This is a genomic window from Bacillus cereus group sp. BfR-BA-01309, assembly GCF_022664315.1.
GTDB classification, from domain to species: Bacteria; Bacillota; Bacilli; order Bacillales; family Bacillaceae_G; genus Bacillus_A; species Bacillus_A mobilis.
In genome coordinates this window covers 37628-61959 of sequence record NZ_JAKUHE010000015.1, presented here as the reverse complement: position 1 = coordinate 61959, position 24332 = coordinate 37628, and the positions used below count along the sequence as shown (strand labels likewise).

The window sequence follows — 24332 nt, the reverse complement described above, 5'->3', positions numbered from 1 at the left end:
CTGCTTTTTCTACTATATATTAAAAGAACTTTAATTTACCTTTTTTAAGAACTAATAAAGGTCCACCTAATAAGAATAGGTAACGGTTATCGATTACTTTCTTCATGAAAGAAGCTTTCCAACCTGTTAACTTTTTGCCCATAACAACGCCCATTGCATCGTCATGACCTAAAGAACATACAGATCCTTTATTATCAAATGCGAATTTCTTCATTTCGCCCTTGCCACGAACTAATACAGTTAAGTTGTGTGCAATGTTGTAACCTTGTTGAATTGCGATTTGTGCTGTTGGTGGGTATGGGCGGTTAATTTCTTCGTTAATGATTAACGCTGCGTCACCAACCATGAATACCTCTTCGTATCCTGGAGCGTGCATGTACTCATCAACTTTTACACGTCCGCGCATTGCTTCAAAGCCAGACTCTTCTACAATACCATTACCACGAACACCTGCAGCCCAAACTACTGTTTCAGACTTAATTAATTCAGTATCATCGCCATTTGCAACGATAATACCTTCTTCAGTTGCTTCTTTAATTGCTGTACCGATGCGGAATTCTACGCCTTTTTTCTCAAGTTGTTTTACAGCGTATTCTACTAATGCTGGATCGAAACCTGGAAGTGCTGTTGGAGCAGCTTCTACACAGATAATACGTGCTTTTTCACGTGGTACATTGTACTCTTTGCAAAGTTCAGGAACACGGTTCGCAAGCTCACCTACGTATTCGATACCAGTAAATCCAGCACCACCAACAACGATTGTTACTAGCTCATCGCGTTGTTCAGTTGCATATTTAGCGAAACTAGCTTCCATATGCTCACGAATTTCACGAGTTGCATTAATGTTAGCGATTGAGAATGCATGCTCTTTTAATCCTGTAATTCCGAATGTTTCTGATTCGAAACCAAGACCGATTACTAAGTAGTCATACTCTAACTCGCCGTCTTTTAAGATAATGCGTTTTTCAGCAGCTTTAATTTCTACTACTGTGTCTTGTACAAAGTTCACTTTATTTGTATCAATAACGTCTTGAATATCTAGACAGATTTTTTCATCTTGTAATGTACCAGCTGCGCTCTCGTGTAACCAAGTCGCTTGGTAGTGATAGCTGTTGTTGTTTACTAACGTAATTTCAGCTTCATTTACAGATAATGCTTTTTGCAGACGAACAGTCGTAATCATCCCGCCATAACCTGCACCTAAAACTACGATTTTTGGAGTCTTCACCAAATCACAACCCTTTTCTTTATATAATAGTAATGAAAAATAATACCAAGTACTAAAAACTCTATTTGTCAAGAATGTGGAATTTATCACATTCTATATCATAACAAAACGCAGTCAAAAAATCGTACGAATTTTGTCATAGAAATTTAACATAATACTTCCCTATATTAGTCGGTTTTATTCCAGAATTCAAGCGTCTGGCGAATTATCAATATTTTAAAATAACATAGCGTTTTCAAGGGTTTTTCAGCCTTTTTTTCATGTATTTTCCTTTCACCATATTTTATACAATTTAAAAAGCATCTATGCGAAAACTTACACACAATTCAGTCGTTTTCAGAAGTATTATGAACTCAAATATGCTATCATTTATTTGAAAGTGGCATCATTTGCAGGATTTTCGTGTACATATGAACAATATATGAAATCAATATCAAAATTCCATCTATAGGGGGAATGAAAGTGGCAGAAAATCAAAAAGTTTACGACATAACAATCATTGGTGGTGGTCCAACAGGACTATTCACAGCATTTTATGGCGGTATGAGACAAGCAAGTGTAAAAATCATTGAAAGCTTACCTCAACTTGGAGGACAATTATCCGCACTCTACCCTGAAAAATACATTTATGATGTAGCTGGATTCCCGAAAGTGCGCGCACAAGAATTAGTTGATAACTTAAAAGAGCAAATGAAGAAATTTGACCCAACTGTTTGTTTAGAAGAAGCTGTTGATACGCTTGAGAAACAAGCTGACGGTATATTTAAACTTGTTACGAATAAGCAAACTCACTATTCTAAATCAGTTATTATTACTGCTGGCAATGGTGCTTTTCAACCACGCCGCTTAGAATTAGAAGGGACAGCAAAGTACGAAAAGAAAAACTTACATTATTTTGTTGATGATATGAATAAATTTGCTGGTAAGCGCGTCGTAGTATTTGGCGGCGGCGACTCAGCTGTTGATTGGACAATGATGTTAGAGCCAATCGCTGACAAAGTTACAATCGTTCATCGCCGTGATAAATTCCGTGCGCATGAACATAGCGTAGAAAGTTTAATGAATTCTCGCGCAGAAGTAAGCACACCGTATGTTCCAGTTGAGCTCATTGGTGATGACAAAATTGAACAAGTCGTTCTTCAACACGTAAAAACGGAAGAAAAAATTATCATCGATGTTGATGATGTAATCGTAAACTACGGCTTCGTTTCCTCTCTTGGCCCAATTAAAAACTGGGGCTTAGATATACAAAAAAACAGCATTCTCGTGAACTCAAAAATGGAAACAAATATTCCTGGCATTTACGCCGCTGGTGACATTTGTACATATGAAGGAAAAGTAAAACTCATTGCTTGCGGCTTCGGTGAAGCACCAACAGCAGTAAATAATGCAAAAGCTTACTTCGATCCAAACGCAAAACTTCAACCAATGCACAGCTCTAGTATGTTTTAATATAGAAATGAAAAGAACTCCTTTTACGTGAAGGAGTTCTTTTCTTATTGTGCTACCGTATCCTTCCAAAATATGTTACAATAAACAAGAACAAACGTTCTATTTAATAAGGGGGATATTTTAAGATGAAAGAACCTATTATCGTAAGAAAAGAAGCTTTCCAAGCAATCGGCGTTTCAATTACAACGACAAATGAAATAGAGGCATCTACTGAAGGAAAAATTCCCGGGCTTTGGAACCAATACTTCCAAGAACAAATCATGTCTCACATCCCAAATCAACAAACGAAAGAAACATTCGCTTTTTACTCAAATTACGAATCCGATGAAACTGGTACATATCAATTTACGATCGGCATGCCCGTTTCTTCATTAGAAGACGTTCCTGAAAATATGACAACTTTAATAATACCTGCCGCTACATATGCGGTATTTACAACGAGAAAAGGACCAGTTGCTGAAGTCGTTTGCGAGGCTTGGGAATATATTTGGAAATGGTCAAAAGAAAACAAACGTGCTTTTACAACAGACTTTGAGCTTTATGATGAAAGAGCGTTAGATCCAACCAACGTACAATTAGATATTTATATTGCATTAGCCTAAACGACAAAAAAGAAGATACCATTTGGTATCTTCTTTTTTGTCGTTAAATAGCCACTGTGCAAATTCCACATTATTGTCTACAATGAGAAAGTGCAGTATAGAAATATTAGAAACTGTATAAAGTGAAACTATACTCAGTAGTGGGGGGGCATCCCCCCACTACTGAGTATTAGTTGAACCAATCGGACGTTTACGGGCAGTTGGTCTCCCACCTAACTTCTTTGCTCGAGCCAAATTTTGAGCTGGGAGTTTTACTGCCCGTTAACGCGGGATAAATTGATTGTTAACAAGTTTTTTAGTTTAAATTTGTCACATAGAAAGGAAGCAATATGGAGGAACTACAACAAAATAAATCTGCTTTAGAAGGAAGCGGAAAACCGTTATTAAAAAATACGAATTTCCTTTTTCTTTGGGCAGCTACACTCTTTTCAAGTTTTGCTTTAGCCTTTTTTACTTTTTCACAAACGTGGTACATAGCAAAAACATTAAACCTTGAGGCTTCACTTGGTGTTGTTTTCGTAGCTCTTAGTGTTCCAAGGCTTATCTTTATGATTATCGGCGGCGCTGTAGCTGATAAATTCCCGAAAAAAAACATTATGTTTTATTCTAATATTATTCGTGCTATTCTTGTCGCGACCATCCTTACATGGTTCATCGTAGGTGATGTAACACTATATACATTTGCTTTATTCGCTTTATTCTTTGGGCTTGCTGATGCTTTTTTCTGGTCAGCTGATGGATCTATCTTGCCTGAACTTGTAGAAAAAAGCCGTTTAACACAAGCAAACTCACTTACACAAATGACAAACCAAGCATCGGTCATCTTAGGTCCTGTACTTGGCGGCATTCTTATCAAATTTACGAACTATGAAACGATTTTTTCGATCACGATTTTATTACTGATCGTCGCAGCCATACTCGTTCAAAAAATACAATTTACGATGCCAGAGCAGCAAAATACAGACAAAGGCATGTTCACTTCTATTAAAGAAGGAATCTTATATGTAAAGGCATCACCATTCCTTTCAACTTTCCTTCTTTGTAGCGCCTTTTTAAACTTATTTTTAATTGGTCCGATGCAAGTCGGTTTCCCGCTTTTCGTTAAAAATGTTCTGCACGGTGATTCGCTTCAGTTTAGTTACTTAGAAGCATCTGTAGGTGGCGGAATGGCAATAGGTGCTGTCATTGTCGGTTTAAAAAATATTAATCGCAGACGCGGTATATTTTGCATTATCATGATGCTACTGTCTGGTGTCTTCTTCTTATCCATCAACTTTAGCACCGTACTTTGGCAAGCATTATTAGCTGGTATGTTTTACGGTATTACAATCGCAATGGCTATCGTTCCGCTTATGGCGATGATTCAATCGACAGTAAAAGAAGAAATGATGGGACGCGTAATGAGTTTACTTATGCTATCATCAATGGGCTTTATCCCGCTTTCTTATGCATTCACATCAATCGCACTTGCAATAGGAATTCCAATCGTAACCGTTATGAAAAGCGGTGCAATCGCCGTTATCGTCTTCGTACTATTTGTAGCGATTCGTGTTCCAGTTGTAAGAAAGTTTGATTAACGACTTGGAGTCATGTGTTATACGCATGGCTCTTTTTTAAACGGATCAAATAACGGTATCCCCTTACTTCTTCTCACAGCTGCTCCCCATTCTAGTCCAACCTCTAAAAATAGATCCCGCACTGTACTATATAAAAGCGCCTTAACATTTTTACGGATTTCCCCGTATTTATACGCTCTCACAACACTCTTTACTCGCCAATGGTAGTATCCGTCTTATTTAATTGGAATCGATAGTACTTCAAAACTTGCTTTTGATATGTATTAAACTCTTCTTTACTTCGAAATTCACTGTGTGGTTTCATTAAATTATATAAGCTTCCCATTTTTATCACCTCATTTATAGGTAAGAGTCAGGAAGCAAAATTGGCGTGATATTTTAATTTTTTTTGGAGGTGACAATATGATCGTAGTAAGTGCTTGTTTAGGTGGTATCGCTTGCCGGTATGATGGAAATGACAATCTCGTTTCAAAAATAGAGGAGCTACTGCAACAAGAAGATACAGTCCTCATTTGTCCTGAAGTATTAGGAGGATTGCCAACGCCTCGTCCATCAGCTGAAATTATTGGCGGGAATGGCGATGACGTTTTGGATGGAAAAGCAAAAGTAATGACAAAAGACGGGGAAGATGTCACAGAAGCTTTCGTGAGCGGTGCTTATAAAGCTCTAGAACAAATTAAAGACTTACATCCAGAATATATTATTTTAAAAGAACGCAGTCCATCTTGTGGTAGTTCTACGATTTACACTGGAGAATTTAACGGGAATAAACAAACTGGTTACGGGGTAACAACTGCTTTATTCAAAAGACATGGATTGAAAGTCATTTCAGAAGAGGATTTTGAGAATATAAAAAGGAATTGACACTGTTCGTCAATTCCTTTTTTCTTTCTTATTTTGCACCTAGTTTTTCTTTCACTTTCGCAGGAAGCTCATCTTTCTTTACTTCTTCCCAAGCTGATACACCTTTTTTATCTGAGTGATATACACGTAAGAATGCATCTTTACGTAAGTTTTTTTGTGCAGTAAATTCTAACTCTTTTTCTTTTCCGTCTTTATCAAAACCAGTTAGTTTATATTGGTAATCTTTGTAAGGCTGACCATTATCCGACTTACCATTATACTCTTTTCCATCTACTGTAATTTGAACGTAATACTCATCTTTACCCATACGGTTTAAATCACAGCCCACTAATAGGCTTGCAAATACAACTAAAATACTAAAAAGTGCAATATATCTTTTCATTTCCTTCACCTCATGTGTTTTTCTTATATTGTTATCTTAAAGCCTAAGCTTTAAAGAAGAAATTCAAAAACATGACATGAACATTACACTTTTGTAAGATAATAATTATTTCTTCAGTTTAGAAACCGTCATTCCGTCACCAATTGGAATGAGTACGGATTCTAAACTTGGATGCGTTGCTACTACTTAAAAAGCCTTAAAGGAAATGAATTAATCATCTCCCTTAAGGCTTTTTATCCTCTATCTCTTGCCAATTTTTTATGTACCTATTACCGCCAATAACGTCTTTCACGCCAGTTTCGCCACTTATCACGGATTTTATCACGTAATTCCCTTATACCGTTTATTACACCTTCTATTATGCATTCTATTATAATATCTATCACAAGGTATCTTATAAATCTAAGAATAGGACCTATAACGTACTTCAATATAAATTCAAAAATATCTTCCAGCATATATCCCCCTCTTTCTATCCTTCAATTATAATTCGAAAAAAGAGAACTTTAAAAGAAGCTCAAATAAATAATAATGCCTGAGTTGAACAACTTAAAGCTACTTCAGCAGCTATTTTTTTGTACCAACTGGCAGTTTCGTCTTCAACATATGAAAAGGGATTCCTAAATGATGAATTGAATATATATTTATTGTTCTCTAACTTTTAAGCGAAAGTTTTTTACATACGTTTCATTCTGTCCTAATTTAAAGTTTTCGAGAGGTGAAATAATATGAACCCTATTTTATTAGATGTTCCGTTACAAATAGAAACAGACAGACTCATTCTTCGAGCACCACTTCAAGCTGGCGAAGGGAATATAGTACAACAAGCTATTAAAGATTCCATTAATGAATTAAAGCAATGGTTGCTTTTATTTCAGTCAATTCCTACTGTTGAAGAAACGGAAATTCTCCTGAGAAATGCGCATATAGATTTTTTGAAAAGAGAAAGCTTTCGCTATCTTATCTACCATAAGGAGACGAATGATTTTATTGGAACTGCTAGCCTTCACAGAATTGATTGGAAGGTTTCTAAATCTGAAATTGGATACTGGATTAACACCCAATTTAGTGGAAATGGATATATGATAGAAGTAGTAAATGCGTTAATAAACCTTGGATTTCAGTTATTCAAATTTAGAAGGGTTGAAATACGATGTGAACGTAATAACACGAAAAGTCGTGCGATTCCTGAAAAATTAGGTTTTGAGCTTGAAGGAATATTACGTAATGAAGACCTTACAGCTGACGGCAAACAACTAACTGATACTTGCATCTATGCAAAGATAAAGTGAAACTTTAATCAGTGGGGGTCTTACTGCCCATTAAAGCGGGATAAATTAGATTTTAACATTCGTTATGCAACATATCTTAAGATCGGTTTCTAAATTGGGAATGCGACGTTTTTGCTTTTTACGACAAAAGAAAAGACCTCCTTAACGATTTTATTTCATCGCTAAAAAGGTCTTTCTTTATTTCTGCTAAAAACTTAGCACTCTTCCGGCTTACCAGCATTCGTCGCTGTACGGAAAGATGATCCACATCCGCATGATGCGATTGCGTTTGGATTGTCGATTGTGAATCCGCCGCCAAGCATAGATTGTTTATAATCAATTTTTACTCCTTTAACAATTGGAGCACTTTCTGTATCGATAACAAATTCAACACCGAAAAATTCAAGAACTGTGTCGTCTTCTTTTGGTTCTACTTCAAATCCTAAGCCGTAAGAAAGGCCAGTACATCCGCCGCCATGTACAGCAAGGCGCACGTACTTCTCTCCATCTTCAGCATCTTTTAACATATCTTTAATTTGAAAAGCTGCTTGTTCTGTTACTTCAATCATGAAATACACATCCTTTCTGTTCTCATTCTATTATACATCTTTACGCTTCTATCTTGTACTCATACACTCCGCGGCAAATTACTTCCGCTGGTCCTTTCATTAACACATTGCCTTCTTCTGTCCATGCAATCATTAAATCGCCACCAGCTAAATGAACTGTAATTTCCTTACCACGTTCCATCTTTCCATTTAAAATAGAGGCTACAACCGCAGCACACGCCCCTGTCCCGCAAGCTTGTGTTACACCAGATCCTCGTTCCCAAACGCGGAAGTTCATCTCTTCCTCATTCAAAATCTCGATGAATTCAACATTTACTCGCTCTGGAAACATTTCATGTGTCTCAAGGACTGGACCAAGTGTTGTAAGAGGTGCTTGTTCTACATCATCCACAAAAATAACTGCATGCGGATTCCCCATTGAAACAGCTGTAAATGCATAACGATGATTATTGTATAAGAAGTTTTCACGAATAAATGGTGTTTCACTTTCACCAAGCATCGGTATTTCTGCACGCGTTAAACGCGGTGCTCCCATATCGATTTTCGCTAACGTAACTTTCCCTTCTTCTACCGTTACTTCCGCCGTTACAATACCAGCTAACGTTTCAATTGTAAAAACTGTTTCTTCCACTAGTTTATGCTCATACGCATATTTCGCTACGCAGCGTAAACCGTTACCGCAACTCTTTCCTTCTGATCCATCATTATTAAACATGCGCATTTTCACCGGAGCTACGTCAGATGGACAAATTAAAATCATTCCATCTGCTCCAATACCAGTATTAATATTTGAAACCTTTTCCGCCACAAGAGCTAAATCTTCTTCCGGAATTTGTTCTTCAAACATATTTACATATATATAACTATTGCCAAGACCATGCATTTTTGTAAAAGAAAATTGGCTCATTTATATTCACTCCAAAAATAATTTGTTATTTCAAGTATAAAATGCATGCTTTTAGAACACAATATGAATGTCCCCCGTTTCTCATATTTGACAACATTTGGCGATGAGCCACTCTTGCACAAATTGTGTAAGAAAAAAGCCCTTTTAAAAGGGCCTTTTTTTATTTATATTCAGTATTATCCTCCCCTGCGAAATAGGATTTTATCTAATAGAAAAAGAAAAAGGTGCTGCCGATTGCAACACCTTAAAACATTGGATTTTCATCCAAATAATCATATACATTATTGACTAGTTCTTCTACTGTAGCACCTTGTACTACTTCACCATTTACAAGTGCAAATGGCCCCTCAAAACAAATGCCACAATATCCTAAACAACCATACTCCATTACATCTAAATTCGGATCTTTTTCTAATTTCTCTAAAGCTGCTTGTGAACCACTTGCAAGGTTACCTACACAAAATTCAATTAATGGTTTAATCAAAATTCTCCCCCCTGTACTACAAAACAAATTACCTTCTGACTTTATCTATAAGAAGAAAACTAAGCTGTCTCTTGTTGTTTTCGTTATACATTCTAAACTATTTAGTTACTTCACTATTTCACTTCAAAGTAGATGGTTTTAGTTTATATAACATGCTACTTGCAATAAAATAGTAACTAAAAAGGCAAAACAGTTTACTTTACTTTTCTTCTTATTGTACAACAGAGTATTCATTCATGCATTGTTATTTGTTCACAAATTCGATATAATTTGATTGAGTAAAGTCAAAATATTTTATTAATATAAAATTGTATGATTAGGGGATATTTCAACAGAAAAGGGGTAATCCATCATGAAACACCTCGTAATACTAGGTGGCGGCTACGGTGGAATGAGAATTCTGCAGCGGCTACTTCCAAGCAACCAACTTCCAGATGATGTACAAGTGACATTAATCGACAAAGTACCATATCATTGCTTCAAAACTGAATATTATGCATTAGTTGCGGGTACTATTTCAGAAACGCATATTCGTATACCGTTTCCTGAGCACCCACGCCTCAATATTCAATACGGCACAATAACAAATATTGATCTCGAAGAAAAAGCTGTTCACCTCGATGGCGGCGAAGCGATCCAATATGATGATTTAATTATCGGTCTTGGCTGTGAAGATAAATATCATAACGTTCCTGGGGCGAAGGAATATACACATAGCCTACAATCGATTGAACAAACACGTAAGACATATGAACAATTAAATAGTCTAGAACCAAACGCAACAGTAGCTGTCGTTGGTGCTGGATTAAGTGGCGTTGAAGTTGCAAGTGAACTTCGCGAAAGCCGTTCTGATTTAAAAATTCACTTATTTGATCGAAAAGATAGGATTCTATTCCCATATCCAGAGAAACTAAGTAGATATGTAGAAGAATGGTTCGTAAAACATAAAGTTACTATTATACGAAACTCTAACATTACAAAAGTAGAACCAAATATTGTGTACAACCATGATGAACCACTTGAATGTGATGCAATCGTCTGGACAGCTGGTATTCAAGCAAATGAAGTTGTTCGAAATCTTCCAGTTGAACAAGATGGTAGCGGACGGGTCGTTTTAACAAAATATCACAATATTCCAAATAACGAGAACGTGTATGTTGTAGGGGATTGCGCAGCACTTCCACACGCACCATCTGCCCAACTTGCTGAAGGTCAAGGAGAACAAATTGTCCAAATATTATTAAAACGTTGGAATAATGAACCACTTCCTGACGAACTACCGGTTATTAAATTAAAAGGTGTTCTCGGTTCTCTTGGAAAGAAGCACGGCTTTGGTTTACTAGCAAACCAACCATTAATGGGACGTGTACCGAGATTATTAAAATCTGGTCTTCTTTGGATGTACAAATATCATAAAGGTTAATACTTTATAAGCTGTCTACTAAGTAGGCAGCCTCTTTTATGAGTTACAATATAATTATCAGACACATCTTTCTCAATATGAATAATGCTTTATTTTTCATTTTTATATTAAAAACTATCGATAAACAGTGTATGCTATTTATAAGTTGTTTTATTTCCTTTAAGACCGAAGTCATTCGGTCTTATTTTTTGTGTTGTAAATACTTTTACAGGAGGCATTCCATTTCACTTATGAACTTAACGAAACTAAACGATCGAATAGAAGCAAAGAAGAAAGAGCTGATTTATCTCGTTGAACAATATGGATTCACTCATGATAAAGTAATTTCTTTCAGCCAAGAATTAGATCGTTTACTTAACTTATTAATAGAACTCAAGACGAAGAAAAAACGTTGCTCTTTATAACCGTTATCCTCTCTTTTTTGATACGATAGTGCTAGAATCAGAAAGGAGCCATTTATGTTTATATTAAAAGACGTTACATATAAAGATATACTACACATTCCTTATTTACAGATTCAAAAAGAAAAAATCACATGTATTATCGGTGAGAGTGGGAGCGGAAAAAGTACATTACTCCGCATGCTAAATGATTTGCAATCACCAACATCTGGTACAATTGAATATAACGGAAAACTAATTTCTGACTATCCACCTATTCAATTACGACGTGATGTAATCATGCTTGGGCAAACGCCACCTATTTTTGATGGAACGATTAAAGACAATCTATTAATGGGACTTCGTCTTTCTGAAAAACCATTTCCAAATGATGATGCACTGCGTAGCGCATTAACGACTGTTAGCTTAGAAAAAAATTTAGAAGACAATGCCGATTCATTATCAGGCGGGGAAAAACAACGACTTGCTTTTGCACGTATCGTACTTATGGATCCACCTGTCTATTTATTAGATGAACCAACATCGGCGCTAGATAGTGATACAGAACGCCGCGTTATGAAACAATTTACTATACTAGCAAAAGAAAAGAAAAAAACAGTTATCTTCATCACACACTCACAACAACTTCCAGAAGAAATTGCAGACGATATTATTGAGATTAGTAAAGCAAACGGTGCAACCAGAAAGGAAGTGCTCTCAGTTGAAGGGCGTTATTGAACTCCAAATTTGGCAACTTGCCGCTGCATATATTTTTATTCTTATATTAATTGGACTTGTAAAATTAAAAGGGATTCCGCGTGAGAAACAAATTGCACTCGCAACATTCCGTATGACGATTCAGCTCGTACTTGTTGCTTATGTCCTTACATACGTATTTGAAAATAGTAATCCATTTTATACAATTGCTCTTATTACTTCTATTACTACCTTTGCAATTTTTAATATTTATAAACGAGTTAACATCCCAATGTCAAAAGACTTAAAACGAGTAGCCGCTCTTTCCATGGTTGCCGGATCAATTGGACCACTTCTACTATTTATCTTTGTTATTATCGGTCACGATCCTTGGTATGCACCGCAATACATCGTTCCGATTACAGGAATGTTAGTTGGGAATGCAATGACAGGTGTTTCTCTCGGAGCAAATACATTCTTAAACAATATGAAATCACAAAGAGGTCAAATTGAAGGAGCACTTATGCTCGGCGCAACACCGAAAGAAGCCGCCGCTCCGCTCATCCGTGACGCTTTTGACTCTGCTATTTTACCAACGATCAATTCTATGGTCGGAATGGGGATTATAAGCCTACCAGGCATGATGACAGGGCAAATCTTATCTGGTGTATCACCATTTACAGCTATTCAATATCAAATTGCTATCATACTCGGTATTTCAGGAAGTACTGCCTTTGCTGTTATTATCTTCTTACAGCTTGGATATAAAACATTCTTTAATAAGCGGTGTCAGTTGAAAGAGATTGACTATAGTGCGCGATAAATTGTCCACTGTTCATGGTAAATGAAATTATATCGACGATTTTTCGAATATATCTATCGTAACTCAAATTATATCAACGATTTTTGAAATATATCGGCGATTCGACAAGGAATATCGACTTACCGACAAAAAATGACAATAAAAAAAAGAGAAGGCTACTCGCCTCCTCTTTTTTTTATTATTTACGCCTTCTTAACGAATTGTGATTTTAACTTCATAGCTCCGAAACCGTCGATTTTGCAATCAATATCGTGATCGCCATCAACTAGACGGATACTCTTTACTTTCGTACCGATCTTCACAACTGAAGAAGTTCCTTTTACTTTTAAATCTTTAATAACAGTAACAGCATCGCCGTCTTGAAGAACGTTTCCGTTCGCATCTTTTACAACTTTCGCACCATCATTATTTTCAGCTTCTGCTTCTTTGCCCCACTCATGAGCACACTCAGGACATACGAAAAGAACGCCATCCTCATACGTATATTCTGAATTACATTTTGGACAATTTGGTAAAGTAGCCATAAATTCATTTCCTCCGTTCATTATTTATACGTAAAAATCAAAATTGATGTTTACATCTCGATAAATAAAATTTGTATAGCATTTCTTTATAGTGCCACAGTCTTACGTTATTGACAAGCCTACCTCAAATTCTCATTTTTTATTGTATTTTACAAAATTTCAATTCGTATGGTGTTTCCAATAAAAAAAGAAGAACCTTCACAAGATTCTTCTTTTCAAAATGAATGAGTTTCCCTCTAGAAAACCCACATATTTTCTTCAACGTAAATTTGATACTCTTCTAACTCTTCTTCACTTAACTTCTTATTATTTTCATATACCTCTTGCCACTCGAAATACTCTTCATCGAAATAAACAGCAAATTTTATTTTCACGTTTTTCTTCTCTGTATAATCATAACCAGTAAATTCTACTACATCATAATCTTTTTCTTTCTTTACAAGCTTCCACGTTGGATTATCCGTCATAATCTCTAGAGTAACACCTTCACCACTTGAACGAACCATATTTTTAATGTTCGGCTCAGTTGATAAAAGGGAAAGTCCAAACATAGCTCCACCAAATACTATCGTCACTATAACTTGTAAACCAATCATGCCAGCAAAACTAGCGCCACCCTTTAATTGTAAGTAATACGCCTTCTCATGATCAGGCATATTTTCTCCCTTATGTAAAATACGAACAGCGTGCTTATAATATAAACGGTTTCCTTGCCATCCAGTAAATATCATCATTCCTAATTGAAAAACTAAACTAATTGATATAAAAATCCCATCGGGAATGTCTATAAAAGGCGGTATAAGTATACTAGGAACCGATAATAACATAAGTATACTAAACAACTTATACATTTTACGATAAGCTAACCAAAAAGGTGGGAAGAAAAAGGCTACCCAATTCCACGTATTCCCTTGCGCTGGATTTTCTACTTTCCCCCACTTAAAGTCATAATACGCCGTATTCTTTTGAACAACTGTATGTAACTGTTGCGGAGAAATTGTTTCTTGTAAAACGGTGTCCTTCACGTACATCATCCTTTTCTTATTTCTACATACGTGTATTTTATAGAAATAAAAAGAAGGATTCTAACAAAAAGTACATATATTTCATAAAAATGAACAGAAATCGACTTTATTCCGACAATTACCCGTTTATTATTCTATTTTACTTTTAAATATATTAGAATACTTATGAATGATACATTTAATACACTGAGTTAATCATTTTATATATTTGATAATAAAATGTTTCACATGAAACTATCCATATTTCGTATTACCTTTCCTCTACACAGTACATGTAAACCCATTTCTACAAAATACGAAAGACGCCCTTTTCAAAAAAAGGCGTCTTTTTACAGTTGAAAATTCAATAATAAATAAAATGCATTATTTAATACATGAATTCCAATTGGAACGAGTAAATTATTTGTTTTCTTATATGCGTAGGCTAAACATACACCCATACCAAAAATATATAAAACACTACCTTCCGTAAGGGGATGACCTAAAGTAAATATATAAGCACTTATAACAGCACTACTAAGTGTAGAAAAGTGCTGAGATAATTTCATAAAAAACATACCTCGGAATACAAGCTCTTCCCAAATCGGTGCAAAAATCGTGAGTACAACTACGTATAAAATGATTTCACTTTTAGTAGGCTCTATTACTATATTAGATTCATCCACACGAAGCCCATGTGGTAAAAATAAATTTAATACCGCAAGATATATAAGCAGTACTACCATCATCATTACTATCGTTACATAATGTTAAAAATTGTTGAGTTGTATTGATTTTAATAAATACACACAGTAATTTCTTGCTGGTGCATATATAAAAGTAATAGTAAGAAATGTTAAAGGCGGAATAAGATGGCCTACATACCATGGATATAAGGAAGAGTCATATATAATGTTTAAAAAACCAATTCCATGTATTACTCCAAAAATAATTATTATCATGCTAATTACTTCGCACATACTCATTACTACATACTTTTCTTCATAAATAGCTAATTCTGTATTCATCCTCTTCCCTCCAGTATAATTAAACCTTTTAAACCATTATATACCAATTTCAACACAAAAACAGACGATACAATCTAATGTATCGTCTGTTTTTTCCCTACCACTTCTCTCTACATGTTTCAATTAAATGCAGTAAGTACTTCCTCGTCATATCTGCTCTTCTCCACCTTGAGAGCATTCGCTTTTCTTTTGGATTCTGCCGTATTCTCGCTACTTCTTTTAATAAAAGCTCCCATTCTTCCCCTGAACGTTCTAACAAGTATTGCAATCCACTATCTTTTGAAACGATTGTTTTATGATCTAGTGTATATAAAATACGGCCCATCGTAACGACAGCTGATTCTACCCACTCTTCTACGAAAAATAAATATGGCTGCTTTGCTTTTTCACTCCAGTATTGTTCTACGTTGTATTTCATTGTATTGACTACATCGTCCCACCTTATTTGAAACGGAAGATCTTCCGCTTCTTTCCCGGTAACTGTAATACCTTGATTTTTCAATGTCCACCATGTGACCGCATTAATATCCCAATGACCTACATTCGCTTTACCATCTGCACAATACGCGTACTCATTCATTTCATCATTGTATTTCCCTAAGTCAGCAAGCGGAATATACATACCATCCATTCTTTTCCCTAACGTACCATCACTAAGTTTCTTATGAAGTTCTACAAGTTGCTGTTTTTCAGCTTCATTCACAGAATCACTTATTACTGTAACAAAATCAACATCGCTCGTTTCTGCATGAAATGCACCGAGTGCGATAGAGCCGTAAATATATACCCCAACTATTTTTTCATCCAAAAAAATTTCTTTTAATTCTACTGTGTACCGCTCCATTAACTGTTGTACTTCCTCTGGTAACGCATGCTTCACTCCATTTTTCACATCTATCCCTCCAATAAAAAAGAGCCTTTGCGAATTCGCAAAGACTTCCTGCTTTATAAATATTTCTCGATTTCTTCGTAAACATCCTTCAAACGAGGATTTCCTTCTCCAACAATTTCTCCATTTACAAGAACGACTGGATAAAATAGATCTTCCTCCACTACGCGCTCTGCGAATGCTTTTTTATCTTCATCTTCTTGCTCTTCTTGAAAATCAATATACTCGAAATTAAATTTATTTTCTTGCCCTTCATATTTACGACCAATCGCCGCTTGTAGCCACTCAAACGTTTCTGTTGAAGATGGCATTCCAACGCAGCTCGCACAAATTACTTTCGTCCCATACACTTGCACATTAACCATTTCTTCTCCCCCACCTCTTGTTTCAACAGCATATTAAGATGTCTTATTACATAAGCACATCATTTTACAAACTTATTCCCTACCCCTATACTGAAAAAACACAATAAAATATTTCGACAATAAAACAAGAAGAGAAAAAATAGATTTTCCCCTCTATCTTGATTATAATAAAACTGATGAAAGGAGTCGATAAAAATGGAAAACCCACATATGGAAGAACAAGTATTAGAAGTATTAGATAAATTACGTCCATTCTTACTTCGCGATGGCGGAGACGTTGAATTAGTAGACATTGAAGAAGGTATCGTAAAATTACGCCTTATGGGTGCTTGCGGAAGCTGCCCAAGTTCTACAATCACACTAAAAGCTGGTATCGAACGCGCATTACTTGAAGAAGTACCAGGCGTTATTGAAGTAGAACAAGTATTTTAATTAAAAGCGGAAGCGGCTCGTTCAAAATGTGAGGAGGATGGAGCTTCTGACATAGAGGTGCATTTTGCCTCGGCGGAAGAAGCGAAGCCACCGAACATTTTAGCCGCTGGAGCTAGATATTAATCTAAAAGCGGAAGCGGCTCGTTCAGAATCTCTTCCTAGAAAGAGACCCAAATGGGTCTCTTTTTTTATTCAAATAGCACCTCTCCTTTAACATCATAAAACAAAATTGGAAATCCTTCTCAAAAAATGAGATAATTAATACTATAGAATCGTTCACACATATACAGAAAAAACATAGGGGGACGACACATGCCAAGAATGGGGAACACTTTTTTAACAATTCAAGAACTAGAAAAGAAAAAAGAGTATTTATTAGATCTTTCATCCGTTATACCAACGTGGAATGCGAGCTACCAATTTTTATTTAAAGAAATCCAGCAAGAATTATTGAGTAAAGTAAATGAAAAAATCGAACAACATCAATTCATTTTAAATATATGTGCAGATCAACAGGTAGGGGCATAATGTATTACATACAATTGTAGTATAAAAAAAGAGACCCCATCCGGTCTCTTTTTTATTTTAAGATAGCCAATCTAATTTTTTAATCCCTAACTTATCAACTGGTAAACGAAGTGAGCCATAAAAGTGCTTCATAAATTGCTCAGAGCGGTTCACATCGTGTAAAATGGCTTCTAAGCGATCTCTATATATGCTTTTTTGTTCTTCATTTCCAGTTTGGTAATATCGTTCGACTGTTTCAAAGTAGTGGAGTGGGAACAGGAGCCTTGCAAATAATAAGCGCCAACCAAATGAGGATAGCGAATAATTTCGTTCATAGTCTGTAACAAATTGAACGATTGTTTGCTCCCAGTCTTTCTTTTTTTCTATCATCATATAGCGGATTAATTCTGCCATATCTCGAGTTGGGTGATCATACACCCAATCGAAAGGAAGTTTGAGGCGCTTCGTTTGATGCCATAATAAGGGTGTAAATCGTTCTTGGCAAATTGTTGCCGCATCAGTCATTTGCGGCGTATCATCCATCTCTGTATCGACAACATACTGGATTGCATTTTCTGCAACTCCTAAGTAATACGGGAAGGATTCAATAAACAATTGATCGAATACGTCTGTAGGGTGATTCATCACTTGTGATTGCCAAAACTTTTCTAATTGATCGAGCCTTTTTTCCCATAACGCTTTCCATTCACCAATGCGACTTAATTGCTCGATTTCTTCTGGAAAGAATGCGCCTCGTTTATGGAATATAGAAAGCTCACTTCCTAATGATGTAGCATGTCGTTCTAACGCACGCATACCTTTTAATAAGCAGTAATTTTGTTCTTCTATCTCGCTTACATAGTAGCCGTGTATAGTCGGAACGAAAGTCGCTACAGTTATATCCCCTTGCTGGTTCATATAGTCACTGAGCTTTTTCATCTCTACAAGTACTTCTTCCTCCATGTCTCCAATTGGAACAAGTACATAAATTTTGTTGCGAATCCAAAAGCTTTTATAGGGGCCAAGGGGGATTAATTCTTTAACATGCATGTGATAATGCTCATAAATATGATGAATCATCGCAGTCGCCACCTATGGTTTTTCTTTATATATATGAGCTTGTGCTCGCCTTTCATTCCTATGCACATGATAAAGCAAAGAAACGTATACAAATACTAAAAAGAAAAAAAGGTGATAAACATGAAAGAATCAAATCAACTACAAGAAAGAGCATTACAACTATTACAAGAGCGCGGTGTAACAATTGACGATATTGCTGAGCTTGTTCATTTTCTTCAAAAAAAATATCATCCAAATTTAGAGATGTCAGAATGCCGTTATAACGTTGAACGCGTATTATCAAAACGTGAAGTACAAAACGCACTGATTACTGGTATCGAACTCGATGTTCTTGCTGAAAAAGGAATGTTAAGTGAGCCGTTACAAGATATCGTAAAACGTGATGAAGGCTTATACGGAATTGATGAAGTGATCGCACTTTCTATCGTTAATGTGTACGGCTCTATCGGTTTCACGAACTTTGGATATATCGATAAATTAAAACCTGGTATTTTAGAATACTTAAATGATAAATCAACTGGAAAGGTGCACACATTCCTTGATGATATCGTTGGCGGAATCGCTGCCGCTGCTTCAAGCCGTTTAGCGCACCGAGCTGATCATTCAGAGTAAAACATGAAAGACCGTCAGTTTCATACTGACGGTCTTTCATATTCCATAATCATAAATTCTCTTCCGCGGCTCAAAAAAATAGGACCTTGCTGAAAACCTATGTTTTTATATAGCGTAATCGCCCTTGTATTAAATGTCGCTACGCTAAGTCGAAATGTCTTCGGTTTATATTCTTTCGCTGCAAAGGCTATCCCAGCTTGAAAAAATATCTCCCCCAACCCTTTCCCCGTTAACGCTGGCTTCATGCCAAGTCCGATATCAATTACATCTTCTCTGCCATATAAATGAGCATCTCTTCCCCCAGGTACTTGTGCATTTTCCCCAAAACAAAAATAGCCGATAAACTCTCCCTTGTCGTCACAACAGCCATAATACGTCCCATCTAATAATTCTTCTATTGCTTCTTCCTCTCCTGAAAAACTATACAAATCATAAGGTTTTTCATACGCCCACGTATTTATCTCATTTGCTTCTTCTACGGTTAACTGATGTATATCCACCCTTCTCTCCCCCTATTATATTTCTACTAACAATATTCGATATTCATCTTATAATTCATCTTTCTCAATATATTTTTTAAATTTATTGTTTCATTTTCATGGAAGATTTTCCTTATTATGTTACGATTAAACAGAATCATTTGAAATAAGGTGGTGACAATTTGAATTACTTTTCTTATCTCTCCTTAGAAGAACGTCAAAAATTTTTCTATAAAGAACCTCTTAGTTTTTCAAAAAGTATAGAGAAAGAGCAATTAGCTTACGCATTAGGGGCTACACTGTATACTCCTGGTACGAAAGAAACGATTGCAGAAGATATAATTAGAAAAAAACATGTGGAAGCTACCTCTATTATTTTTTGTCTAGAAGACTCTATTAGCGATAAGGAAGTAAAATTTGCAGAGCAGAACATCGTCGTTCAAATACAGCAAATCGCCAACTTAGTCAGTGCCAACATACTAAGTCAATCAGACATTCCACTTCTTTTTATTAGAGTTCGACAGCCAAGTCAAATGAAGACAATTGTTACTGAATTAGGTAGTGCCGTTCATTGCTTATGTGGTTTCGTCTTTCCAAAATTCACACCCGTTAATGGAAAGACTTATATCGATCAGCTTGCATATATAAACGAACTATATTCATTAACCCTTTATGGAATGCCGATTTTAGAATCACCAGAAATTATGTATAAAGAAACACGCGTAGAGTCGTTATTACAAATAAAAGATTTACTAGATTCCTATCGTGATTACATCTTAAATGTACGTATTGGCGCCACTGATTTTTCAAGTATATTTGGTATTCGGCGCAATAAATACACACCAATCTATCATATTACCGTTGTTCGTGATTGTATTTCAGACATTATTAATATTTTCTCCAGAGTGACAAATGAATATGTTATTTCAGGATGTGTATGGGAATATTTTTCTAATGATTACGAAAAAGGGCTCATTCAAGAGGTATCGCTTGACCATGCAAATGGATTAATCGGAAAGACAGTTATTCACCCATCTCATATTAAAGTTGTACAAGCAATGCACATTGTCACAATGGAAGATTATTTAGACGCAAGGTCAATTTTACAAAATGCAGATACGTATAACGGAGTGCTAAAAAGCAGTTTTGCTAACAAAATGAATGAAGTAAAACCACATTATAACTGGGCTCGCAAAACCATTTTAAAATCTAATATTTACGGGGTGCTACATGAAAACAAACAATTCACCGACTTCCTTATTACAAACGCAAAACAACACGTATAACGTTTTAAATAATATAAAGGTTCATGTAGAAGTACGTGATAATCCATATAACTTAGAATTAAACAATCTTTTTCAAATGGCAGCGAGGATAAATAAGAAGCGGAGTTTTTTATTTGTGAGTACAATTCTTGGAAAGCATCTTCCTATTAAACCGGCAGTCTCTCTAGCAAGTGGATTTGCTCTCGCTGCAAGATATATGGAAATACTACATAATGCTTTTCATCCGTTTCAAAAAGAAATTTTAAATCTTATTTCATTAGAAGTTGATGAAATTCCAGAAGAAGTATTTCATTATCAATATCCCTTGCAAGAAGAAGTGTTATTTATCGGATTCGCTGAAACAGCAACAGCACTTGGCCATTCTATGTTTCAATGCTTTCAAAATGCAAAGTATGTACATACAACTAGGGAATCGATACCCAATCTCGAATCTGTCATTACATTCGAGGAAGAACATTCTCATGCAACATCACACCGTTGTTATGTCGATAAGAGCTTTTTTCAAAACAACAATCCAATCGTTCTCGTAGATGATGAGATGACAACCGGAAAAACCGCACTAAATATTATCAGATCCATTCAACAGCAATTTCCACGAGAAGAATATACCATTGCTTCTTTATTAGACTGGCGTTCTAATACTAATAGAAGACAATTTAAACAACTAGAAGAAGAACTTCAAATAAAAATTCATGTTATTTCTTTATTAGAAGGAATCATTCATACAACTGGTCAACCATCGAATGTTTCAAAACCAACTATGCAAACTGAAGAAACAAAACCTTATTTCAAAAAGCATGCCATTACTTGTCCAACATTATCCTATACATCAAATTACATAAAATATACTGGACGCTTTGGCATTTCATCATATGAACAAAAGCACATTCATTCTTTTACTCAAGAAGCAGGAAAAATGTTACAAAGAAAGAGAATTGGAAAACGAGCGCTCTGCCTCGGAACGGGCGAATTTATGTATATTCCAATGAAAATCGCTGCTGAAATGGGTGAAAATATTTTATATCAATCTACAACACGAAGTCCGATCCACCCCGTTTCAAATGATGTGAACTACGCCATTCATAATCATTTCCCATATCCAAGTCCCGAAGATTCTACTATTACAAATTACTTTTATAACATTTCACCTCATGATTACGATGAAGTATTTGTTTTTCTGGAACGTGATGTAAAAGAAGAAGCCCTATCTCCTCTTCTATATCAGTTACAAACAGTTATTCCCTGTATTCATATCGTCTCATTTTCAAATAGCACAGAAAAGGAAGGTTGATAATTATGGTAAAAGTAAATTCCCATATTAGTAGTTACGATCCAAATGATGCTATTTTTCTATTAAAAGATATTAGTGATTTAATGAAAGAAAGTTCCACAGAAACTAGAGAACAAGCAATTCAAGCCGGCACACATTATTCTGAAATGTTACCAGTAGAATATAAACCATCTAAAGCATATATGGACTTATTCTTTTCCTCCCTGCAACAATACAAGCACAAACTAGCAACTGCAGTTGGAGTTGTCGCTGAACAAATTATACAGACTAAAGGAACGAATCTTGTCCTCGTCTCATTAGCTCGTGCTGGTACACCTATCGGGATTCTTATAAAACGCTATATACGCTATCAATATAACCTTGATGTACCTCACTATTGTATTTCCATTATTCGTGGACGCGGTATCGATGAAAATGCACTTCGCTATATTTTAGAACATCACCCTAAAGAAACAATTCAATTCATTGATGGTTGGACTGGAAAAGGTGCAATAAAAAAGGAATTGGAACATGCAGTACATACATTTAACGAGAGAAATAATACACACCTTTCTCATTGTATGGCTGTACTTGCTGATCCAGGTTACTGTACTTCAATTTACGGTACACGCGAAGATTTTCTTATCCCTAGTGCTTGCTTAAATGCAACCGTCTCTGGACTAATTAGCCGCACTGTACTAAATGACACCTATATTGGCCCAAGTGATTTTCATGGTGTTAAATATTATAAAGAGCTAGAACAAGAAGATTTATCAAATTACTTCATCGATGAAGTAACAAATCTATTCCCTTCTGTTCATTCTCATATAGATAACCAGTTACATTATATTGCTTCAACATACACCGATCCATCTTGGCAAGGATTAAAAGATATACAGTCTATCCAAGCTCACTTTGAAATTGACGATATTAACTTAATTAAACCAGGAGTCGGTGAAGCGACTCGCGTATTACTCCGGAGAATACCGTGGAAAATTTTAATACGCAAGCAAAACAATCCCGATTTAAAGCATATTTTACTTCTTGCTAAAGAAAAGAATGTCCCTATTGAAATATATGAGGATATGGCTTATTCATGTTGCGGGCTCATTAAGCCTCTTGGGAGGGAAACGATATGATTTTCGCCAGTGATCTTGATCAGACGCTTATTTATTCCCGAAAATCATTTCGTGCGCCTATAGAAGATGAGTCAATTCAACTCATTGAAACTTTAGACGGAAAAGAAATTTCTTTCATATCACATAAAGCCATTTCACTACTAAAAAAATTGCAACTGCACTCATATTTTATCCCCGTTACAACAAGAACGATTGAACAGTTTCAGCGTATTACTGTATTCCAAAATGAAATCATTCCCGAATATGCCATTACAAGTAACGGCGGTAATATCCTTCATGACGGCAAGCAAGATGTTACTTGGAACAAAGGAATAAAAAAAAGACTTTCAGTAGAATGTTTAGAGAGAAATGATATACTAAAGGAATTTGAACAAATCGCTCATAAAGATTGGGTTATATCAAAAAAAACAGCTGATGATTTATTCCACTATTGCATCATTAAACGAGAGAACATTCCTTATGACGAATTAACATCCTTTATTTCTTGGTTAGACAAACAAGGCTGGGCTCATTCACTTCAAGGTAGAAAATTATATTTTGTACCGAAGCCTATTAACAAATGGGATGCTGTGCAATATATAAAAGAAGTGCTACAAATAGATACTATTATTACAGCTGGGGATTCTTTACTTGATTTATGCATGCTTGAAAAAGCTAACTATGCCTTCGCACCACTTCACGGTGAATTAGGGGCAACATATAATCACTTACAACCCCATGTTGTAAAAACAGATGCAATCGGCATATATGCCGCAGAAGAAATCGTAAATAAATCACTTCAAATTATTCACAGTTCATTACCTACCTCATAATCGAAATATGCACAATTGCATACGCACACCTATGAAACAAATGGTACAATTTTATTTGAATCGCTGTTGCTACACTTCTTGATCAAAGAAAAGGCGTTAAAACGGATATTAGCGCCTTATCAAACTCAAGCAATTGGCACATTTGTCATCATGAAAGACACTCGAAAGAGTGTCTTTTTTTTATATCTCACGAGGACTTACTCATTTCAACATATAAACACATAAAATAATGTAACTCTTTACATGC

29 protein-coding genes and 3 pseudogenes are annotated in these 24332 nt (G+C 35.7%); 16 read left to right on the top strand and 16 right to left on the bottom strand.

The features are described from left to right. Positions 1-19 precede the first annotated feature (19 nt). The gene (locus MR115_RS23405) at positions 20-1228 is read right to left on the bottom strand and encodes an NAD(P)/FAD-dependent oxidoreductase (protein WP_000856609.1); all 1209 of its coding nucleotides are present in this window, start codon (positions 1226-1228) and stop codon (positions 20-22) included. A gap of 462 nt (positions 1229-1690) precedes the next feature. Between MR115_RS23405 and MR115_RS23400 the strand changes: the two genes are divergently transcribed. From MR115_RS23400 to MR115_RS23390, 3 genes are all read left to right on the top strand, one after another. Beyond that, positions 1691-2680, top strand: coding sequence for an NAD(P)/FAD-dependent oxidoreductase (locus MR115_RS23400; protein WP_000829779.1), 990 nt, complete (start codon positions 1691-1693; stop codon positions 2678-2680). A gap of 125 nt (positions 2681-2805) precedes the next feature. After that, positions 2806-3282: a GyrI-like domain-containing protein gene (locus tag MR115_RS23395; protein WP_242242943.1), complete on the top strand. Its 477-nt coding sequence runs from the start codon at positions 2806-2808 to the stop codon at positions 3280-3282. A 329-nt stretch (positions 3283-3611) separates the two neighbouring features. After that, entirely contained in the window at positions 3612-4859 is a 1248-nt protein-coding gene (locus tag MR115_RS23390) for an MFS transporter (protein WP_242242942.1), read from the top strand. 17 nt (positions 4860-4876) lie between these two features. Here the strand turns inward: MR115_RS23390 and MR115_RS23385 are convergent. Continuing rightward, positions 4877-5059 (bottom strand): annotated as a pseudogene (locus tag MR115_RS23385) (helix-turn-helix domain-containing protein); the annotation flags it as partial. Next, positions 5050-5184 (bottom strand): hypothetical protein, encoded by a 135-nt coding sequence (locus tag MR115_RS29885; RefSeq protein ID WP_255864071.1) that lies wholly within the window; start codon positions 5182-5184, stop codon positions 5050-5052. The pseudogene MR115_RS23385 and the gene MR115_RS29885, both read right to left, overlap by 10 nt. A gap of 77 nt (positions 5185-5261) precedes the next feature. On the opposite strand from MR115_RS29885, the gene MR115_RS23380 reads away from it, so the two are divergent. Continuing rightward, positions 5262-5723: a 2-thiouracil desulfurase family protein gene (locus tag MR115_RS23380; RefSeq protein WP_242242941.1), complete on the top strand. Its 462-nt coding sequence runs from the start codon at positions 5262-5264 to the stop codon at positions 5721-5723. Positions 5724-5751: 28 nt separating this feature from the next. Here MR115_RS23380 and MR115_RS23375 read toward each other — a convergent pair whose 3' ends face one another. From MR115_RS23375 to MR115_RS23365, 3 genes and pseudogenes are all read right to left on the bottom strand, one after another. Continuing rightward, positions 5752-6105 (bottom strand): YxeA family protein, encoded by a 354-nt coding sequence (locus MR115_RS23375; RefSeq protein WP_242242940.1) that lies wholly within the window; start codon positions 6103-6105, stop codon positions 5752-5754. A 105-nt stretch (positions 6106-6210) separates the two neighbouring features. Continuing rightward, positions 6211-6291: pseudogene (locus tag MR115_RS23370) on the bottom strand (O-methyltransferase); the annotation flags it as partial. An 83-nt stretch (positions 6292-6374) separates the two neighbouring features. Then, positions 6375-6563 (bottom strand): hypothetical protein, encoded by a 189-nt coding sequence (locus tag MR115_RS23365; RefSeq protein WP_242242939.1) that lies wholly within the window; start codon positions 6561-6563, stop codon positions 6375-6377. Between the two features lie 270 nt (positions 6564-6833). On the opposite strand from MR115_RS23365, the gene MR115_RS23360 reads away from it, so the two are divergent. Beyond that, positions 6834-7397 carry a GNAT family N-acetyltransferase gene (locus MR115_RS23360; protein ID WP_242242938.1) on the top strand — a complete coding sequence of 188 codons (564 nt, stop codon included), beginning with the start codon at positions 6834-6836 and terminating at the stop codon, positions 7395-7397. A 194-nt stretch (positions 7398-7591) separates the two neighbouring features. Here MR115_RS23360 and MR115_RS23355 read toward each other — a convergent pair whose 3' ends face one another. From MR115_RS23355 to MR115_RS23345, 3 genes are all read right to left on the bottom strand, one after another. After that, entirely contained in the window at positions 7592-7945 is a 354-nt protein-coding gene (locus tag MR115_RS23355) for a HesB/IscA family protein (RefSeq protein ID WP_000573830.1), read from the bottom strand. Positions 7946-7985: 40 nt separating this feature from the next. Further along, positions 7986-8852 (bottom strand): diaminopimelate epimerase, encoded by an 867-nt coding sequence (dapF, locus tag MR115_RS23350; protein ID WP_242242937.1) that lies wholly within the window; start codon positions 8850-8852, stop codon positions 7986-7988. Between the two features lie 244 nt (positions 8853-9096). After that, positions 9097-9336: a YuzB family protein gene (locus tag MR115_RS23345; RefSeq protein WP_000595025.1), complete on the bottom strand. Its 240-nt coding sequence runs from the start codon at positions 9334-9336 to the stop codon at positions 9097-9099. 352 nt (positions 9337-9688) lie between these two features. On the opposite strand from MR115_RS23345, the gene MR115_RS23340 reads away from it, so the two are divergent. The 4 genes from MR115_RS23340 (at position 9689) to MR115_RS23325 (ending at position 12658) form a co-directional block, all read left to right on the top strand. Further along, positions 9689-10759, top strand: coding sequence for an NAD(P)/FAD-dependent oxidoreductase (locus MR115_RS23340; protein WP_242242936.1), 1071 nt, complete (start codon positions 9689-9691; stop codon positions 10757-10759). Between the two features lie 230 nt (positions 10760-10989). After that, positions 10990-11163 (top strand): aspartyl-phosphate phosphatase Spo0E family protein, encoded by a 174-nt coding sequence (locus MR115_RS23335; RefSeq protein WP_061679578.1) that lies wholly within the window; start codon positions 10990-10992, stop codon positions 11161-11163. Positions 11164-11217: 54 nt separating this feature from the next. Next, entirely contained in the window at positions 11218-11877 is a 660-nt protein-coding gene (locus MR115_RS23330) for an ABC transporter ATP-binding protein (RefSeq protein ID WP_131931694.1), read from the top strand. Continuing rightward, positions 11861-12658 (top strand): ABC transporter permease, encoded by a 798-nt coding sequence (locus MR115_RS23325; RefSeq protein ID WP_088022635.1) that lies wholly within the window; start codon positions 11861-11863, stop codon positions 12656-12658. Before MR115_RS23330 ends, MR115_RS23325 begins: the two co-directional genes overlap by 17 nt. A gap of 182 nt (positions 12659-12840) precedes the next feature. On the opposite strand, the gene phnA is transcribed toward MR115_RS23325, so the two are convergent. From phnA to MR115_RS23300, 5 genes and pseudogenes are all read right to left on the bottom strand, one after another. After that, positions 12841-13182, bottom strand: coding sequence for an alkylphosphonate utilization operon protein PhnA (phnA, locus tag MR115_RS23320; RefSeq protein ID WP_000212733.1), 342 nt, complete (start codon positions 13180-13182; stop codon positions 12841-12843). A 236-nt stretch (positions 13183-13418) separates the two neighbouring features. Continuing rightward, positions 13419-14213, bottom strand: a complete 795-nt coding sequence (locus MR115_RS23315; RefSeq protein ID WP_242242959.1) for a DUF2628 domain-containing protein — start codon at positions 14211-14213, stop codon at positions 13419-13421. 323 nt (positions 14214-14536) lie between these two features. After that, positions 14537-15214, bottom strand: a pseudogene (locus MR115_RS23310) (lysostaphin resistance A-like protein). A gap of 97 nt (positions 15215-15311) precedes the next feature. After that, positions 15312-16106 (bottom strand): nucleotidyltransferase domain-containing protein, encoded by a 795-nt coding sequence (locus MR115_RS23305; RefSeq protein ID WP_242242935.1) that lies wholly within the window; start codon positions 16104-16106, stop codon positions 15312-15314. Between the two features lie 53 nt (positions 16107-16159). Further along, a complete protein-coding gene (locus tag MR115_RS23300; protein WP_000248590.1) occupies positions 16160-16468 on the bottom strand; it encodes a YuzD family protein in 309 nt (102 codons plus the stop codon). Positions 16469-16663: 195 nt separating this feature from the next. Here MR115_RS23300 and MR115_RS23295 point away from each other — a divergent pair, with 195 nt between their 5' ends. After that, positions 16664-16900, top strand: a complete 237-nt coding sequence (locus tag MR115_RS23295; protein ID WP_000431158.1) for a NifU family protein — start codon at positions 16664-16666, stop codon at positions 16898-16900. A 312-nt stretch (positions 16901-17212) separates the two neighbouring features. After that, positions 17213-17428 (top strand): hypothetical protein, encoded by a 216-nt coding sequence (locus MR115_RS23290; protein WP_001137787.1) that lies wholly within the window; start codon positions 17213-17215, stop codon positions 17426-17428. A gap of 57 nt (positions 17429-17485) precedes the next feature. Here the strand turns inward: MR115_RS23290 and yutH are convergent, their stop codons facing one another. Next, positions 17486-18487 (bottom strand): spore coat putative kinase YutH, encoded by a 1002-nt coding sequence (gene yutH / locus MR115_RS23285; protein WP_098375254.1) that lies wholly within the window; start codon positions 18485-18487, stop codon positions 17486-17488. A 120-nt stretch (positions 18488-18607) separates the two neighbouring features. On the opposite strand from yutH, the gene MR115_RS23280 reads away from it, so the two are divergent. Continuing rightward, positions 18608-19099 (top strand): phosphatidylglycerophosphatase A family protein, encoded by a 492-nt coding sequence (locus tag MR115_RS23280; protein ID WP_000665102.1) that lies wholly within the window; start codon positions 18608-18610, stop codon positions 19097-19099. 20 nt (positions 19100-19119) lie between these two features. Here MR115_RS23280 and MR115_RS23275 read toward each other — a convergent pair whose 3' ends face one another. After that, positions 19120-19599: a GNAT family N-acetyltransferase gene (locus MR115_RS23275; RefSeq protein ID WP_242242934.1), complete on the bottom strand. Its 480-nt coding sequence runs from the start codon at positions 19597-19599 to the stop codon at positions 19120-19122. Between the two features lie 161 nt (positions 19600-19760). On the opposite strand from MR115_RS23275, the gene MR115_RS23270 reads away from it, so the two are divergent. From MR115_RS23270 to MR115_RS23255, 4 genes are read left to right on the top strand one after another with little or no spacing between them, the layout of a single operon-like run. Then, positions 19761-20864, top strand: coding sequence for an HpcH/HpaI aldolase/citrate lyase family protein (locus MR115_RS23270; RefSeq protein WP_242242933.1), 1104 nt, complete (start codon positions 19761-19763; stop codon positions 20862-20864). Beyond that, a complete protein-coding gene (locus MR115_RS23265) occupies positions 20809-22155 on the top strand; it encodes a phosphoribosyltransferase family protein (RefSeq protein WP_242242932.1) in 1347 nt (448 codons plus the stop codon). Before MR115_RS23270 ends, MR115_RS23265 begins: the two co-directional genes overlap by 56 nt. Positions 22156-22160: 5 nt before the next feature. Next, positions 22161-23273 (top strand): cysteine protease StiP family protein, encoded by a 1113-nt coding sequence (locus MR115_RS23260; protein WP_242242931.1) that lies wholly within the window; start codon positions 22161-22163, stop codon positions 23271-23273. Beyond that, on the top strand, positions 23270-24085 hold the full coding sequence (locus MR115_RS23255; RefSeq protein WP_242242930.1) for an HAD family hydrolase: 816 nt from the start codon (positions 23270-23272) through the stop codon (positions 24083-24085). Before MR115_RS23260 ends, MR115_RS23255 begins: the two co-directional genes overlap by 4 nt. Positions 24086-24332: the final 247 nt, after the last annotated feature.